General features: G+C 74.1%; 16 protein-coding genes. 8 read left to right on the top strand and 8 right to left on the bottom strand.

From position 1 onward, the window contains the following. Positions 1-16: 16 nt before the first annotated feature. Positions 17-535, top strand: coding sequence for a histidine phosphatase family protein (locus HOQ23_RS05995; protein WP_367650398.1), 519 nt, complete (start codon positions 17-19; stop codon positions 533-535). Positions 536-566: 31 nt separating this feature from the next. Here HOQ23_RS05995 and serB read toward each other — a convergent pair whose 3' ends face one another. Further along, positions 567-1,790, bottom strand: coding sequence for a phosphoserine phosphatase SerB (serB, locus tag HOQ23_RS06000; protein ID WP_172212797.1), 1,224 nt, complete (start codon positions 1,788-1,790; stop codon positions 567-569). 68 nt (positions 1,791-1,858) lie between these two features. Beyond that, a complete protein-coding gene (locus HOQ23_RS06005; RefSeq protein ID WP_172212799.1) occupies positions 1,859-2,605 on the bottom strand; it encodes a hypothetical protein in 747 nt (248 codons plus the stop codon). Positions 2,606-2,656: 51 nt separating this feature from the next. On the opposite strand from HOQ23_RS06005, the gene HOQ23_RS06010 reads away from it, so the two are divergent. The 4 genes from HOQ23_RS06010 (at position 2,657) to HOQ23_RS06025 (ending at position 5,921) form a co-directional block, all read left to right on the top strand. Beyond that, positions 2,657-3,451, top strand: coding sequence for an ABC transporter ATP-binding protein (locus HOQ23_RS06010; protein WP_172212801.1), 795 nt, complete (start codon positions 2,657-2,659; stop codon positions 3,449-3,451). Between the two features lie 36 nt (positions 3,452-3,487). After that, positions 3,488-3,946, top strand: a complete 459-nt coding sequence (locus HOQ23_RS06015; RefSeq protein ID WP_172212803.1) for an NfeD family protein — start codon at positions 3,488-3,490, stop codon at positions 3,944-3,946. A 65-nt stretch (positions 3,947-4,011) separates the two neighbouring features. After that, the gene (locus HOQ23_RS06020; RefSeq protein WP_172212805.1) at positions 4,012-5,160 is read left to right on the top strand and encodes an SPFH domain-containing protein; all 1,149 of its coding nucleotides are present in this window, start codon (positions 4,012-4,014) and stop codon (positions 5,158-5,160) included. Between the two features lie 2 nt (positions 5,161-5,162). Next, positions 5,163-5,921 carry a sulfite exporter TauE/SafE family protein gene (locus HOQ23_RS06025; protein ID WP_172212807.1) on the top strand — a complete coding sequence of 253 codons (759 nt, stop codon included), beginning with the start codon at positions 5,163-5,165 and terminating at the stop codon, positions 5,919-5,921. A 224-nt stretch (positions 5,922-6,145) separates the two neighbouring features. Here the strand turns inward: HOQ23_RS06025 and HOQ23_RS06030 are convergent, their stop codons facing one another. From HOQ23_RS06030 to HOQ23_RS06040, 3 genes are read right to left on the bottom strand one after another with little or no spacing between them, the layout of a single operon-like run. Continuing rightward, positions 6,146-6,508 carry a hypothetical protein gene (locus tag HOQ23_RS06030; protein ID WP_172212809.1) on the bottom strand — a complete coding sequence of 121 codons (363 nt, stop codon included), beginning with the start codon at positions 6,506-6,508 and terminating at the stop codon, positions 6,146-6,148. A 52-nt stretch (positions 6,509-6,560) separates the two neighbouring features. Beyond that, complete coding sequence (locus HOQ23_RS06035; RefSeq protein WP_172212811.1) at positions 6,561-7,529, bottom strand: alpha/beta hydrolase; 969 nt, start codon at positions 7,527-7,529, stop codon at positions 6,561-6,563. After that, positions 7,526-8,404 carry a glycerophosphodiester phosphodiesterase gene (locus HOQ23_RS06040; protein WP_172212814.1) on the bottom strand — a complete coding sequence of 293 codons (879 nt, stop codon included), beginning with the start codon at positions 8,402-8,404 and terminating at the stop codon, positions 7,526-7,528. The genes HOQ23_RS06035 and HOQ23_RS06040 overlap by 4 nt, the downstream gene beginning before the upstream one ends. A gap of 86 nt (positions 8,405-8,490) precedes the next feature. On the opposite strand from HOQ23_RS06040, the gene HOQ23_RS21470 reads away from it, so the two are divergent. The 3 genes from HOQ23_RS21470 (at position 8,491) to katG (ending at position 12,369) form a co-directional block, all read left to right on the top strand. Beyond that, a complete protein-coding gene (locus HOQ23_RS21470; protein ID WP_172212816.1) occupies positions 8,491-9,693 on the top strand; it encodes a PP2C family protein-serine/threonine phosphatase in 1,203 nt (400 codons plus the stop codon). 7 nt (positions 9,694-9,700) lie between these two features. Continuing rightward, on the top strand, positions 9,701-10,126 hold the full coding sequence (locus HOQ23_RS06050; RefSeq protein ID WP_367650399.1) for a Fur family transcriptional regulator: 426 nt from the start codon (positions 9,701-9,703) through the stop codon (positions 10,124-10,126). Positions 10,127-10,191: 65 nt separating this feature from the next. Further along, positions 10,192-12,369 carry a catalase/peroxidase HPI gene (gene katG, locus HOQ23_RS06055; RefSeq protein ID WP_172212818.1) on the top strand — a complete coding sequence of 726 codons (2,178 nt, stop codon included), beginning with the start codon at positions 10,192-10,194 and terminating at the stop codon, positions 12,367-12,369. Between the two features lie 115 nt (positions 12,370-12,484). Here the strand turns inward: katG and HOQ23_RS06060 are convergent, their stop codons facing one another. From HOQ23_RS06060 to HOQ23_RS06070, 3 genes are read right to left on the bottom strand one after another with little or no spacing between them, the layout of a single operon-like run. Continuing rightward, the gene (locus HOQ23_RS06060) at positions 12,485-13,855 is read right to left on the bottom strand and encodes a hypothetical protein (protein WP_172212820.1); all 1,371 of its coding nucleotides are present in this window, start codon (positions 13,853-13,855) and stop codon (positions 12,485-12,487) included. Between the two features lie 24 nt (positions 13,856-13,879). Further along, on the bottom strand, positions 13,880-14,674 hold the full coding sequence (locus tag HOQ23_RS06065) for an ABC transporter permease (protein ID WP_172212822.1): 795 nt from the start codon (positions 14,672-14,674) through the stop codon (positions 13,880-13,882). Beyond that, positions 14,671-15,612, bottom strand: coding sequence for an ATP-binding cassette domain-containing protein (locus HOQ23_RS06070; protein ID WP_172212824.1), 942 nt, complete (start codon positions 15,610-15,612; stop codon positions 14,671-14,673). Before HOQ23_RS06070 ends, HOQ23_RS06065 begins: the two co-directional genes overlap by 4 nt. Positions 15,613-15,634: the final 22 nt, after the last annotated feature.

A 15,634-nucleotide genomic window follows, 5' to 3' on the forward strand; every position in this document is an offset into this window, starting at 1 on the left:
GTGCCACGCTTGAGGGGTGAGCGAGCAGCCGCGCGTCCTGGTCCTGATGCGTCACGCCCAGGCGGAGTCCCACGGTCCGAGCGACCACGAGCGCGAGCTCGCCCCGCGGGGCAGGCGCGACGCCCGCGCGGGCGGTGAGTGGCTCGCCGCCCGCGGCATCACCCCGGACGCCGCCCTGGTCTCCGCCGCGCTGCGCACCCGCGAGACCTGGGAGTCGCTCGCGACCGGCGCCGGCTGGGACCTCGACGCGGCGGCGTTCGACGAGGGGCTGTACTCCGCGGGCGCCGAGGCCGCCCTGGACCTGGTGCGTGGGACCGACGACGACGTCCGCACCCTGGTGCTGATCGGGCACAACCCCACGGTGGGCGTGCTGGCCCAGCAGCTCGACGACGGGCAGGGCGACCCCGAGGCCTCCGTGGCGATGCTCGGCGGGTACCCGACCGCGGCGACGACCGTCTTCGAGGTCGGCTCCGGCTGGTCGGACCTGGGCGCCGAGGGCGCCCGGGTGGTCGCCTTCCACGTGCCCCGCGACTGACCTCCGGGCCAGCTCCGGTCGGACCGTCGGCTCAGACCGGCGGGGCAGGCGTCACGATGCCGGCCGCGGCGTCGGCCGCCTCGACCTCCTCGCGGGAGATGCCGAGGAGGTACATGATCGTGTCGAGGTAGGGCACGTTGACCGCGGTGTCGGCGGCGTCGCGGACCATCGGCTTGGCGTTGTAGGCGATCCCGAGCCCGGCCGAGCCGAGCATGTCGAGGTCGTTGGCGCCGTCGCCGATCGCGATCACGGCGTCCTGCGACACCCCGACCTCGGCGGCGAACTCGCGCAGCGCGCGGGCCTTGCCGGCCCGGTCCACGACCTCGCCCACGACGCGTCCGGTCAGCCTGCCGTCCACGATCTCGAGCTCGTTGGCGCGCGCGAAGTGGATGCCGAGGTCCGCGGCGAGGCGGTCGGTGATCTGGCTGAAGCCGCCGGACACGATCGCGAAGCGGTAGCCCAGCCGGCTCAGCGTCCGCACCAGGGTGCGGGCGCCCGGGGCGAGGACGATGGAGTCGTAGACCTCGTCGAGCGCGCTCGCGGGGACGCCCTCGAGCAGGCGGACCCGCTCGCGCAGCGACTGCTCGAAGTCGAGCTCGCCGCGCATCGCGGCCTCGGTGACCTCGGCGACCTTCTCCTCGCAGCCCGCGTGGGCGGCGATCATCTCGATCACCTCGCCCTGGATCAGGGTGGAGTCGACGTCCATGACGATCAGGCGCTGCCCGCGACGGACCAGGCTGGCCGGCTGGACGGCGACGTCGATGCCCTGGGCGGCCGCCTCCGTGGCGAGGAGGGCGCGCAGCCGGGCCGGGTCGGCGCCGGAGACGTGCATCTCGATGGCCGTGACGGGGTAGCGCGCCATCCGCTCGATGCGGTCGATGTTGGCGCCGGCGTCGGCGATCCGCCCGGCGATGGCGGCCATCGCACCGGGGCGCAGCGGGCTGCCCAGCAGCGTGACGTGCGAGCGGCCCTGGGGGCGCGGGCGGTTGTCACCGGTGCCGGGCTCGATCTCGACGTTCATGCCGAGCTCCTCCCCGGTGCGGTGGATCGCCTCGCTGAGGCGACGCCAGTCGCGCGGCGCCGTGACCAGCACGCCGAGCACCAGGCGGCGACGCAGCACGATCTGCTCGACGTCGAGCACCTGCACATGGGTCTGCGCGAGGGTCGTGAAGACGGCGGAGGTCACGCCGGGCCGGTCCTTGCCGGTGAGCGTGATCAGGAGGGTCTCGGGCCGGGCGCCTGGGGTCTGGGTCATCGCGGGACGAGGTTACCGCTGACGGCCCGGTCCGCACCGATCGGCTCAGCCGCTCCGAGACGACCCGATCAGCCCGGTGGCCAGACCTCGGGGGAGCAGGCCGCGACCAGTGCGCGGCGTCCGGCGCGCTCGAGCCCGACGAGCGCCTCACGCCGGGCGCGTGCCTCGTGGGCGGTGATCGCGGCACCGTCGTCCTCCAGCGCGGCGTCGACGATGCCGAGCGCCTGGATCGCGCGCTCCGCCAGGTCGACGCAGCGCTGCGGCACGCCGGGCGGCGCGGTGAGGGGAGCACGGTGGCGCAGGTTCATCAGCAGGTCCGCCACCTCGGGGCGCCAGCGGGCCACGTCCAGCTCCGCGAGCGACGACGCCGTCTCGAGCAGCTCGCGGCGCAGCGCCCGGTCGGCCTCGCCGACGTCGGGGAGCTGGCGGCGCCGGGCCGGGTGGGCCACCCAGGTCGTGGCCGGCCCGACCGCGACGGGGACCAGCCCCACGCCGACGTCGGTGACCACCGCCTCGCCCGCCTCCAGGGCCGCGGCGTTGAAGTCGGCGGGCCCGCCGAGCCCGACCGGGTCGCCCTCCGCGGGGTACGCCGCGCCGATGGTCTGCGCCCCCTCGGCGCGCAGCCGGGCCAGGCCTCCGACCAGGGTGTCGGTCCCCTCCGGGCCGCCGAGCCCGAGGGCGTGCAGGCCGGCCACGGCGTGGGTCACGTCCTCGCCCAGGACCGCGTCCACGACGAGGTCGGTGACCACGTGTCCGCGCAGCCAGGCGGTGCCCCACCAGGCGAGGCGGGCCGACGCGGGCAGGTGCAGGGACACGGCCCGAGACTGTACGCCGGGGCCCCGAGGGGTGCCGATAGGGTTGCCGCCATGACTGCCGTCCTCGACTTCGCAGACGTCACCATCCGTCGAGGCGAGGCCACCTTGCTGGACACGGTCAACTGGACGGTGCAGGACGACGAGCGCTGGGTGGTGCTGGGCCCCAACGGCGCCGGCAAGACCACGCTGCTGCAGCTCGCCTCCGCCCAGATCCACCCGACCACCGGCGTCGCGGCCGTGCTGGAGGAGGTCCTCGGGCTGGTCGACGTCTTCGAGCTGCGCCCCCGCATCGGCGTCACCAGCGCCGCCGTCGCCGAGCGGATCCCGCGCTCGGAGCGGGTGCACGACGTCGTCGTGTCCGCGTCGTACGGCGTGGTCGGGCGCTGGATCGAGGAGTACGACGCCCTCGACCACGACCGGGCCGAGAGCCTGCTCGTCGAGCTCGGTGTCAGCGAGCTGTCCGAGCGCACCTTCGGCACCCTCAGCGAGGGCGAGCGCAAGCGCGTGCAGATCGCCCGGGCCCTGATGGTCGACCCGGAGCTGATGCTCCTCGACGAGCCGGCCGCCGGGCTCGACCTCGGCGGCCGCGAGGACCTGGTCGCCACGCTCGCCGCGCTCGCCGCGGACCCAGACTCGCCCGCGATGGTCCTGGTCTCCCACCACGTCGAGGAGATCCCGCCGGGCTTCACCCATGCGCTGCTGCTGCGCAAGGGCGCCGTGGTGGCCGCCGGGCCGATCGAGGAGACCCTCACCGAGGCCAACCTGTCCTCGACGTTCGGGATGCCGCTCTCCCTCGCGCACGAGGACGGCCGCTGGGCCGCCCGACGTGCGGTACGCCACCTCTAGGTCCGACGTGCTGTGGGTCACCGGTAGGGTCTGCCCATGGAGTGGCTGAGCGATCACCAGTGGGCGGCATGGCTCGCGCTCGCGATGACGCTCGGCGTGGTCGAGATCTTCAGCCTCGAGCTGATCTTCGCGATGCTCGCGGTCGGCGCCCTGGCCGGCATGGGCTCGGCGCTGCTCGGCGCGCCCGTCGTCGTCTCGGCGCTGATCGCCGCCGGCGTCTCGGCCGCCACCCTGGTGGTGCTCCGCCCCACCCTGGTGCGCCGCATGCACGGCGGCCCCGAGCTCACCCTGGGCCACGGCAAGCTGGTCGGCCAGCAGGGCACGGTGACCCAGCGCCTCAGCGGCCTCGAGGTCGGCCGGGTCCGCCTCGGCGGGGAGATCTGGTCGGCGGCGCCGTACGACTCGACGCTGACCATCGAGCCCGGCGAGACCGTCGAGGTCTTCGAGATCCGCGGCGCGACCGCCTACGTCCACCCGGTGCCGCGGCTCGAGTGAGCCCGCACGGCGCCGTACCGCACCACACCGCAACACCCTGAACCATCTCAACCGGAGGAGAAGCCATGGGGGGCACGATCGTCCTGATCCTGCTGGGCCTGCTGTTCGTGCTCGTCGTCACGATCCTGGCCAAGACCGTGCGGATCGTGCCCCAGGCGCGCGCCGGCGTGGTCGAGCGGTTCGGGAAGTACAAGCAGACGCTGCCGGCGGGTCTGAACATCGTCGTGCCGTTCATCGACAAGGTCCGCTACGTGATCGACCTGCGCGAGCAGGTCGTCAGCTTCCCGCCGCAGCCGGTGATCACCGAGGACAACCTCGTGGTCTCCATCGACACCGTCATCTACTTCCAGGTCACCGACCCGGTCGCGGCGACCTACGAGATCGCCAACTACATCCAGGCCGTCGAGCAGCTGACGATGACCACGCTGCGCAACATCGTCGGCGGCATGGACCTCGAGCAGACGCTGACCAGCCGTGAGGAGATCAACTCCGGGCTGCGCGGCGTGCTCGACGAGGCCACCGGCAAATGGGGCATCCGCGTCAACCGCGTCGAGATCAAGGGCATCGACCCGCCGCCCTCGATCAAGGACGCGATGGAGAAGCAGATGCGCGCCGACCGCGACAAGCGCGCCCTGATCCTCACCGCCGAGGGCCAGCGCCAGTCCGCGATCCTGACCGCGGAGGGCAACAAGCAGTCCGCGATCCTCAACGCGGAGGGCGAGCGCGAGTCGCAGATCCTGCGCGCCCAGGCCGAGCGGGAGTCGCAGATCCTGCGCGCCCAGGGCGAGGGCCAGGCCATCCAGACGGTCTTCCAGGCGATCCACGACGGGCGCCCGGACCAGTCGCTGCTGGCCTACCAGTACCTGCAGATGATGCCGAAGATCGCCGAGGGCGACGCCAACAAGGTCTGGATCGTGCCGAGCGAGATCGGCAAGGCCCTCGAGGGCCTCGGCTCCACGATGAACGACCTGCGCGGCATCCCCCAGGAGGTCGACGGCCCGCGCACCCGCGTCGACATGGGCCCGACCGAGGTCCAGACCCGTGAGCCCAGCGACGTCGCGGGCTCGGCCAGCGCCGCGGTGCAGGCCGCGATCGCGGAGGCCGCCTCGGCCGCGCCGCCGAGCGGACGCCCGGCGGGTACGCCCGAGCAGCCGGCAGACCCGGCCGCACCGGCGGACACCGAGCCGCCGTCCGGCGCGACGCCGGCCGGCTGAGGTTGGGGCTCTTCGAGGCCCTCGCGATCACCGCGGCCGGCGTCGCCGCAGGCACGATCAACACGATCGTCGGCTCCGGCACGCTCATCACGTTCCCGACGCTCCTCGCGTTCGGCGTGCCACCGGTGACCGCGAACGCCTCCAACACCATCGGACTGGTCCCGGGCTCCATCTCCGGGGCCTGGGGCTACCGCCGCGAGCTGCGCGGACAGCGCGCCCGGGTGCTGCGCCTGGGCCTGGCCTCCCTCGTCGGCGGCACCGTCGGCGCGATCCTGCTGCTGGTGCTGCCCGCCGACGCCTTCGAGCGGGTGGTACCGGTGCTGATCGGGCTCGGCGTGCTGCTCGTGCTGATCGGCCCGCGCCTGTCGCGGTGGGTCGCCGCGCGCCACGGCGAGACCGTCGGCACCCGGCCGGACGCCCGCTGGGTCACCCCCGCAGCCGCCGCCAGCGGCGTCTACGGCGGCTACTTCGGCGCCGCCCAGGGCGTGATCCTCATGGGCATCATGGGGATCGGCGTCGACGACTCGCTGCAACGCCTCAACGCCGTCAAGAACGTCGCAGCGGGGCTGGTCAACGCCGTGGCCGGCGTGATCTTCGCGGTGGTCGCGGACGTCGACTGGACCGTCGTCGTGCTGATCGCCGTCGGCGCGGTCATCGGCGGCCAGCTCGGCGCGTCGTACGGTCGCCGGCTCCCGCCCAACGCGCTGCGAGCGGTGATCGTCACCGTCGGTGTCGTCGCGCTGGTGTCGTTCGCGGTCTGAAGCCTTCTGCCCCGCACGTCTGGTCCCCCACGACATCCGGGAGCCCCGGAAATCTGTCGTGGGGGACCACACGTGAGGGTGCGGCACCTCTGCCGGCGGTCAGTCGGGGAGCAACCGGGCGCGAACCGGCTGGGTCGCTGGCGCCTCCACGAATGGTCACGAACGACACCCGAAACCCCCGCGGAGTTGTCGTGGGGACCAAACGTGAGGGTTCGGCGGGGCGCTCAGCCCCGGGGACGACGCAGCGCGAGCAGGCCGATGAGCACGGCGCCCGCCGCCGGCCCGGCCAGCCCGAAGGCGCCCTGGCGAGCGACGTGGCCCTCGCGCGCGCCCTGCACCGCGGTGGCCACGTCGGCAACGTCGACCGCGACACCGGTGGCCAGCAGAGCGCGACGCGCGGGTGCCGGGGCGAGCAGCGTGACCGCGCCCAGGGCCACCTCGCGCGCACCGAACAGGCGCAGCACGTAGGACAGCTGCGGGTTGGCGGCCAGGTCGAGACGGAAGGCGTTCGCCGCCACGTCGGGGCGCAGGAGGGAGGCGGCACCGAGCACGATGCGGCCGCATGAGAGGCCGGTCACAGGATCCATGCGCCGGACCCTAGCGGCCCCCGGGCTGCGCGGCGGCGCGACCTGCCGGCGATCAGGACCCGACGTACGCCGTGTGCCAGCGCTCGAGCTCGGCGTAGACCCGCTCGCGCGGCTCGGGCCGGGAGAGCACCACGTCGTGGCGCGCGCCCGGGACCGCGACGTAGGTGACGTGGGTGCCGATCGCGGTCGCCCAGCGCCGGATGTGGGCGACGTCGAGGACGATGTCGTTGCCGTGCACGTCCTCGCCCATCACGGTGGGCCATCGGCTGGCGCCCGAGGACAGCACCAGCACCGGGCAGGCGACGTCGAGGCCGGCCTGGAGCCGGGCGTGGCCGTTGCGGACCGCGCGCAGCCAGCCGGCGTACACGGTGAAGGACTCCAGCGGCTTCCAGGTGAGGTCGAAGTCCCACTCGCCGCCGTGGTCGCGGTGCAGGCTGCTTCCGTAGAGCCCGTTGACGGTGCGCGGGATGGCCCGGCGCGGCTGGCGCTGGCCGAGCTGCTTGAGCGCGACGGTGCCGATGGTGCGCAGGAACGCGCTGCCCTGGAGGTCGAGCCACGGGGAGTTCAGCACCATCCCGACCAGCTCGGCAGGCTGCCGGTCGTGGGCCCACAGCGGCAGCGTGAGGCCGCCGGTGGAGTGCGCGGAGGCCACCACCTGTCGGTGCCCGTCGCGCTCGGTGATCCGGCGCCAGGCCTCGTCGATCTCGGCGTGGTGCTCGGCGAGGTCCACGACGTAGTTGGGCGTCTGGTGGGGGAGCAGCGAACGGCCGTACTTGCGCAGGTCGAGGGCGTAGAAGTCGTAGCCCCGATCGCACCACCACGCGGCGTACTCGGCCTGGAAGAAGTAGTCGGCGAAGCCGTGGACGTGCAGGACCGCGCGACCGTTCGGCCGCTCCGCGCGCCGGGTGACCAGCGTCGCGACGACCGGTCCCTCGTCGTCGTCGGGCAGCTCGATGGTCTCGGCGAGGAACGGCTCCCCGAGGACGTCCACCACGGCCGCGGTCTCCTGGTCGTGCGTCATGCCCGCATGCTCCCAGACCCCGGCACGCCGGACCCCGGTGCCCCGGGTCCGCGGCGGCGTCCGGATCGGGCCCGCGCGCCCCGCAGCGCGCGGGTGCGTCGCTCGCGCACGGCGAGGGCGAGCTCGGGACGGTTCGTCGTGACCATCCAGGCGCGCCCGGGCCGCAGCCAGTACGCCAGGGACCGCTCGGTGTCGACCGTCCACACCAGCAGCGGCAGGCCCCACCGGCGCGCCAGCGCGGCCACCCCGAGCCGGGCGAGGGCGTGGTTGGCGACCACCACGTTGGCGCGCGAGGCCCGGTAGCGCAGCCGTGGCCGCAGCTCGGAGATGCGGACCCGCGCCTGCACGCGCCAGGGCAGCCCGCGCACGCCGCGGCCCAGGGAGAGCCCGACCAGGAGCGCCAGGCCCTCCTGGTCGGCCCAGGTCCGCACCGCGCGCACCGACCGGTCGTCGAGGGTGGTGACCACGAGGTTCTCCGCACCGAGCACCTCGACCGCGCGGCGGACCGCCGCGACCTCCGCGGTGCCGCCGGGCGAGGTGAACTTGAGGTCCAGGTGCGCCCGCGCGCGGCCGGCGAGGATGCCCAGCGCCTCCTCGTAGCGCAGGTAGTGCTCGGACTGGGCGGTCAGGGCCTCGACGGGGACCTCGCGCAGCCAGTGCCGGGTCCCGTCGACCCACAGCCAGTCGTCGTGGAACAGCACCAGCGCGCCGTCGGCGCAGCGGTGCACGTCGAACTCGACGTACTCCACGCCGAGCGTGACCGCACGCTCCAGCGCGGGCCGGGTGTTCTCCAGGTTCGGGTCGCCACCGGCACCGCCGCGGTGGGCGCTCACCAGCACCCGCGGCGCGCCGCCGGCTGCGGGCGAGGGCTCCATGCACTCACTGTGCCAGTCGGGACCGGTCCAGGGGAGGCGGTGCTCCAACGCGCCCCCGCGCGGCCGCGGACCGCTACGCTGCGCGCGTGATCGTCGGCACCCGGGCGGCGCTGCGGCGCACCCTGCACCGGACCTACGGCTCCGGACGCGCCCCGGTGCTGGGCTGGAGCACGGGCTCACGACGCAGCCAGCGCCTCGCCCTGTGCGTGCTGATGGCCGGCCTCACGGCGTCCTTCGTGGTCTCCCTGGTGGAGTACACGTGGATGCCGCTCACGGCGTACTTCGTCTGGCTGCTGCTGGGCATGGTGCTGCTGCGCTTCCGCCCGCTGGCCGCGCTGTGCGTGGCCGCCCTGGTCTTCGGCCTGATCGCGGTGGCGCTCGACGGCCCGCCCGGGCCGCTGCGGGTCAGCGCGATGCTGGGGATGCTCGCGGGGGTCGTGGTGATCCTGGTGCAGTCGCGCCGGCAGCGCTCCGGCCTCCCGGCGGCGCTGGGGGAGGCGGTGCTCGCCGAGCTGCGTGACCGACTCCAGGCGCAGGCGACCGTTCCCCCTCTGCCAGCGGGGTGGCACTCGCAGTCGGCGATGCGCGCCGCGCACGAGGCGGGGTACGCCGGCGACTTCCTGGTCGCCGACCTGCGCGGCCGGGGCCCCGGTGGCGCCGAGCTGGAGATGGTGCTCGTCGACGTCTGCGGCAAGGGCGTCGACGCCGGCCCGGACGCGCTGCAGTTCGCCGGCGCGCTCGGGGGACTGATCGGGGCACTGCCGCCGGAGCCGCTGATGCGCGCGGCCAACGCGTTCCTGCTGCGCCAGCCCTCCGACGAGGCGCTCGCCACCGCGGTCCACGTGCTCGTCGACCTCGAGAGCGGCGACTACGGCATCCACAGCGCTGGTCACCCGCCGGCGCTGCGCTGGGACGGGGAGTCCTGGTCCCTGGACTCCGCCCGCGGCACCTCCCTCGGGATCGTCGACGACCCGGACCTGGAGGCCACCCGCGGCCGTCTCGAGCCGGGCGAGGCGCTGATGTTCTACACCGACGGTGTCGTGGAGTCCCGCTCCGCCTCCCTCGACGACGGCATCGCCTGGCTGCGCTCGGTGGGCGCCGAGGCCATGCGGGCCGGGCTGGCCGGCGCGGCGGGGCGGATCATCGCCCAGGTGCCGCGCGGGGACGACGACCGGGCGGTGCTGATCCTCGCCCGCACGGGTCCCCGCGGCGGGTGCGGCGAGGGGGAGGGCACCGCCTCCCACGGAACGGACACCAAACTTGAACCGTTCCAGATAACTGTGCGATGATCCTCGCGTGCCGACCACCGATCACGAAGACCTGCTGCGCGAGGCCCGCCTGCGGGTCACGAAGCCTCGGGTCGCCGTGCTCGACGCGGTCCACGACCTCCCGCACGCGGACACCGAGACCATCTACGGCGCCGTGCGCGACCGATTGGGCGAAGTCTCCCAGCAGGCGGTGTACGACGTACTGCGGGTCCTGACCGAGTCCGGCCTGGTCCGACGGATCCAGCCCCAGGGCACGGTCGCCCGCTACGAGTCACGCGTCGCCGACAACCACCACCACCTGGTGTGCCGCACCTGCGGCGTGATCGTCGACGTCGACTGCGCGGTCGGGGCGGCCCCCTGCCTCACCGCGTCCGACGACCACGGCTTCAGCATCGACGAGGCCGAGGTCGTCTACTGGGGCCAGTGCCCCTCCTGCTCCACGACCCGTTCGTGAACCCCACTCCCGAAGAACCGGAAGGAAACACTGTGGCTGACAGCCCCGACGCAGTCGTTGGCGAGATGAACGATGAGAGCGACGCCCGTGGTGGTTGCCCCGTGATGCACGGCTCCCAACAGCCGCTGCCCGCCCAGGGTGACGCCAACAAGACCTGGTGGCCGAACCAGCTCAACCTCAAGATCCTCGCCAAGAACCCCGCGGTGGCCAACCCGCTGGGTGAGGACTTCGACTACGCCGAGGCCTTCGGCTCCCTCGACCTCGCCGAGGTCAAGAAGGACATCGCTGCGGCTCTCACCGACTCGCAGGACTGGTGGCCGGCCGACTTCGGGCACTACGGCCCCTTCCTCATCCGGATGGCCTGGCACAGCGCCGGCACCTACCGGATCACCGACGGTCGCGGCGGCGCCGGTGCCGGTCAGCAGCGCTTCGCGCCGCTGAACAGCTGGCCCGACAACGCCAACCTCGACAAGGCCCGCCGCCTGCTGTGGCCGGTCAAGAAGAAGTACGGCCAGAAGATCTCCTGGGCCGACCTGATGATCCTCGCCGGCAACGTCGCGCTCGAGGACATGGGCTTCAAGACCTTCGGTTTCGCCGGCGGCCGCGAGGACGTCTGGGAGGCCGACGCCGACGTCTACTGGGGTCCCGAGACCGAGTGGCTGGGCGACGAGCGCTACACCGGTGAGCGCGACCTCGAGGACCCGCTCGCCGCGGTCCAGATGGGTCTGATCTACGTCAACCCCGAGGGCCCCAACGGCAACGGCGACCCGCTCGCCTCCGCCAAGGACATCCGCGAGACCTTCGCGCGCATGGCGATGAACGACGAGGAGACCGTCGCGCTGATCGCCGGCGGCCACACCTTCGGCAAGACCCACGGTGCCGGCGACGCCGGTCTGGTGGGCCCCGAGCCCGAGGCCGCTCCGATCGAGGAGCAGGGCCTGGGCTGGAAGTCGTCGTACAAGTCCGGCAAGGGCGAGGACGCGATCACCTCGGGCCTGGAGGTCACCTGGACCTACCACCCGACCCGCTGGGACAACGAGTTCTTCCACATCCTGTACAGCTACGAGTGGGAGCAGTTCAAGTCGCCCGCCGGCGCGCTGCAGTGGCGTCCGGTCAACAACGGCGGCGACGGCCTGGTGCCCGAGGCGTTCGGCGACGGCAAGCGCGAGCCGCGCATGCTGACCTCCGACCTCGCGCTGCGCGTCGACCCCGAGTACGACAAGATCTCGCGCCGCTTCAAGGAGGACCCGGAGGCCTTCGCCGACGCGTTCGCCCGTGCGTGGTTCAAGCTGACCCACCGCGACATGGGTCCCCGTGACCGCTACCTCGGCCCGGAGGTCCCCTCCGAGGTCCTCATCTGGCAGGACCCGCTGCCGGCGCACGAGGGCGAGCTCGTCAACGACGCCGACATCGCGGTGCTCAAGGAGAAGATCGTCGCCACCGGCCTCAGCGTCTCCGAGCTCGTCTCGGTCGCCTGGGCCTCGGCCGCGACCTTCCGCGGTGGCGACAAGCGCGGCGGCGCCAACGGTGCCCGCATCCGCCTGGAGCCGCAGAAGGACTGGACCGTCAACAACCCGGTGCGCCTCGCGAAGGTCCTCGCGGCCCTCGAGGGCGTCAAGGCCGGCTTCGACACCGACGCCAAGAAGGTCTCCCTGGCCGACCTGATCGTCCTCGCCGGTGGCGTGGGCATCGAGCAGGCCGCCAAGGCCGCCGGCACCGAGGTCGTCGTCCCGTTCACCCCGGGTCGCACCGACGCCTCGATCGAGCAGACCGACGTCGAGTCCTTCAAGGCCCTCGAGCCGCGCCACGACGGGTTCCGCAACTACCTGTCGCGCACCTCGAAGGTCCCGACCGAGTACCTGCTGCTCGACCGCGCCAACCTGCTCACCCTGAGCGCCCCCGAGACCACCGTGCTCGTGGGTGGCCTGCGCGTCCTGGACACCAACTGGGACGGCTCGAAGACCGGCGTGTTCACCACCAACCCGGGCCAGCTGACGAACGACTTCTTCGTCAACCTGCTCGACCTGGGCCAGGAGTGGACCCCCGTCGACGAGGCCGGGGAGCTGTTCTCCTCGACCGCCGGCTGGACCGGTTCGCGGGTGGACCTGGTCTTCGGCTCGAACTCCGAGCTGCGCGCGCTCGCCGAGGTCTACGCCTCGGACGACGCCAGGACCAAGTTCGTCGAGGACTTCGTCGCCGCCTGGGTCAAGGTCATGGAGCTGGACCGCTTCGACCTGCGCTGATCCACCGCACCTTCGGGGCCCGGCCGCACCTGCGGCCGGGCCCCGTCGGCGTACCGGGCAACCACATGCGCCGACTCGGCACGCCATTGGCGCCGACTCGCGGAATCCTGGGGGGCTACCAGGCGGTGGCGGGGACGCCCCAGCTCGCGCACGCCGCCAGCAGCAGCGGGGTGAGGCGCTCGGCCGGCAGCTCGGGGTCCAGGCACACGACCGACAGGGTCGCCCGGTCGCCGTGGGAGGACCACCAGGCGCTCACGCCGCCCCGGGCGCGTCGCATCTGTCCGCGTGTCGCGCCCGGGGTCACCGAGCGCATCATCACCGACGTCGCCTCCACGCCGAGCGGCGCGCGATAGTCGTCGTCGAGCTCGCCGAGGTTGGAGCACAGGCACAGCGGGGCGCTCTGGTCGCGGGCGAGGCGAGCCAGGGCCCGGTCCGGGACCATCTGGAGCAGTGGCTGCCACGGCTCGAGCGGGTCGTGGCGGGTGCCGGCGCTGCGTGCCGCGAGCTCGCGCCGGGTGGCCCCGCGGACCTGCTCCAGCCCGGTGACCCGGCCGACCCCGTCCACGCGGCGGGTCGGGACCGCGATCGAGACGCCGGAGGTCGCGTTGGCGCGCAGGTCGGCGCTGCCGGTGCGCAGGTTGACCGGTACCGCCACGCGCACCGCGCGTCCCGCCTCGGCGCGGCCCAGCCCGAGCAGCACCTCGACCCCGACGGCGACCAGCAGGGAGTTGCTCGTGCCCCCGCCTGCGGCCGCGGCCCGCGCCCAGTCCTGCGCCGAGCAGTCGACGACCGCGGTCGGCACGACGTACGCCGTGTCGTCGCCGGGCGCCGGCGAGCGTGGCGGGGTGTCGGAGGAGCGCTGCCCCTCCAGCGGCGGGCGCGGCGTGCGCGAGCGGCGCCATGCGGTCGCGCCCCCGGCCGCGGCCCGGCGCAGCTGGTGGGCGGCGTCGCGGACGTCGTCGCGCCGGCGCCCGGTGTGCGGGGCGGGGTCCTCGACCGGCAGCCGGGGCTCCTGGTCCCCACGGGCGGCGGCGACCACCGCCGCGAGGTGGGCGCCGCCGTCGGCGACGACGTGGGAGGTCAGGTAGGACAGCACGTAGCCGCCGTCGCTGGTGGGCGCGGCACGCAGCGCCCAGGTGGGTCCGGCCTCCGGGTCCAGCGGGAGGTGCGCGGCCCGGTCCGCCCAGCCGAGCACGTCGTCCGCCGCCACCGCGTCGGTGTCCACCACCAGCGGTGCGGTGGTCGCGCCCGGGACCCAGCGCGGCCGGGCCCCGGGCACCCGCGGCGCGCGCGCCACCCGGGCCAGGCGCCCCGAGGCCAGGCCCCGGTGGAGCCGCTCCAGCCGCGCGGTGTCGACGGGGTCGGAGAAGCGCCACACGGTCTGGTTGACCAGCGGCACGCCGAGCACCCGGCGCGAGCGCAGGAACAGGTCGTCGTCGTAGGTGAGCCGGTTCGCGCGGGTCGCGGGAGGGGGGAGCAGGGGCACGGTTTCCTCCTGGTTGGGGCGGGGTCAGGCGGCGCGCACGTAGGCGCGCACGGTCAGCGGGGCGACGACGAGCAGGACCACCAGCGCGCCGCCCAGGGCGAGCGCCACGGGCTGGCCCGACGGGTCGCCGGCGGCGAGCGCCCGCAGGGCGGAGACCAGGTGGGTGATCGGGTTGACCTCCGCGATCGCCCGCATCCAGCCCGGCATCGTCTCCACGGGCACCAGCGCGTTGGACATGAACGACAGGGGCATCAGCACCAGCATCGAGGCGCCCTGGACGGCGGACGCGCTGCGCATCACCACGCCCATCAGGGCGAAGATCCAGCTGATCGCGAAGGCGCAGCCGACGACCAGCAGCGCCCCGGCGGCCAGGCCGAGCCAGGTCTCGGGCCGGTAGCCCATGGCGACCCCGACCCCGACGGTGATGGTCACGGCGAGGACGTAGCGGACCACGTCGGCCAGCAGCGAGCCGGCCAGCGGGGCGGTGCGTGCGATCGGCAGGGAGCGGAACCGGTCGAAGACGCCGCGCTCCATGTCGTCGCGCAGCTGCACGCCGGTGACCACCGACGCGGTCACGGCGATCTGCACCATCACCCCGGGCACCAGGCGGGGCAGGTAGGCGTCGATGCCGCCGGCGACGGCGCCGCCGAAGACGTTGGCGAACATCACCGTGGCCACCACGGGCAGCGCCACGACGTCGAAGAGGCGCTGCGGGTCGTGGCGGATCCGCAGCAGGCCGCGCCGGGCCATGGTGAGCGACTGCGACACCGTCTCCAGCAGCGACGGCGAGGCCGCGAGCCGCACGTGGGTGCCGCTCATGCCGCCTCCGTCCCGGCCACGCCGGTGAGGGCGAAGAAGACCTCGTCGAGCGACGGGCGGCGCACGCCGAGCTCGGCGACGTCGATGCCGCGGGCCTGGAGCGCGAGGACCAGCTCCGCGGTGAGGGCGCCGGAGTCGACCGGGACCCCGAGGCTGCCGTCGCGGTGCGCGGTCGGCTCCCGGCCCGTGACGCTGGCGAGGACCTCGGCCGCCTCGCCGCGCCGCGCGTCGGCGACCGTCAGGTGCAGCCGGGTGGCGCCGACCGAGGCCTTGAGCGCCGCCGGGGTGTCGTCGGCGACCAGGCGGCCCCGGTCGATGACCGCGACCCGGTCGGCGAGCCGGTCGGCCTCCTCGAGGTACTGCGTGGTCAGCAGCACCGTGGTGCCGCGCTCGACCAGGCGGCGCACGGTCTCCCACATCTGCACCCGGGTGCGCGGGTCCAGGCCGGTGGTCGGCTCGTCGAGGAACAGCACCGGCGGCTCGCCGACCAGGCTCGCGGCGATGTCGAGGCGCCGGCGCATCCCGCCCGAGAACGTCGAGACCGGGCGGTGCGCGGCCTCCGCCAGGGCGAACTCCTCCAGCAGCTCGTCCGCCCGCCGGGCCGGTCGGCCCCGGCCCAGCAGCCGGGCCAGCACCACGAGGTTCTCGGTGGCGGTGAGGCTCTCGTCGAGCGCGGCGTACTGCCCGGTCAGCCCGATCAGCGAGCGGACCCGGTGGGCGTCGCGGACCACGTCGTGGCCCAGCACGCTCGCCGTACCGCCGTCGGGGCGCAGCAGGGTCGCCAGGATCCGCACGGTGGTGGTCTTGCCGGCGCCGTTCGGGCCGAGCAGCGCCAGCACGCTGCCGGCCGGCACCGCGAGGTCGACCCCGGCGAGGGCGCGGTGGCCGCCCAGGGTCTTGAGCAGTCCGGTGGTCCGGACGGCGTACGGCTCAGCCACGTGCGTCTCCTACGGTGGGGGC

The organism is Nocardioides sp. zg-DK7169 (assembly GCF_013155365.1).
Lineage (GTDB): Bacteria > Actinomycetota > Actinomycetes > Propionibacteriales > Nocardioidaceae > Nocardioides.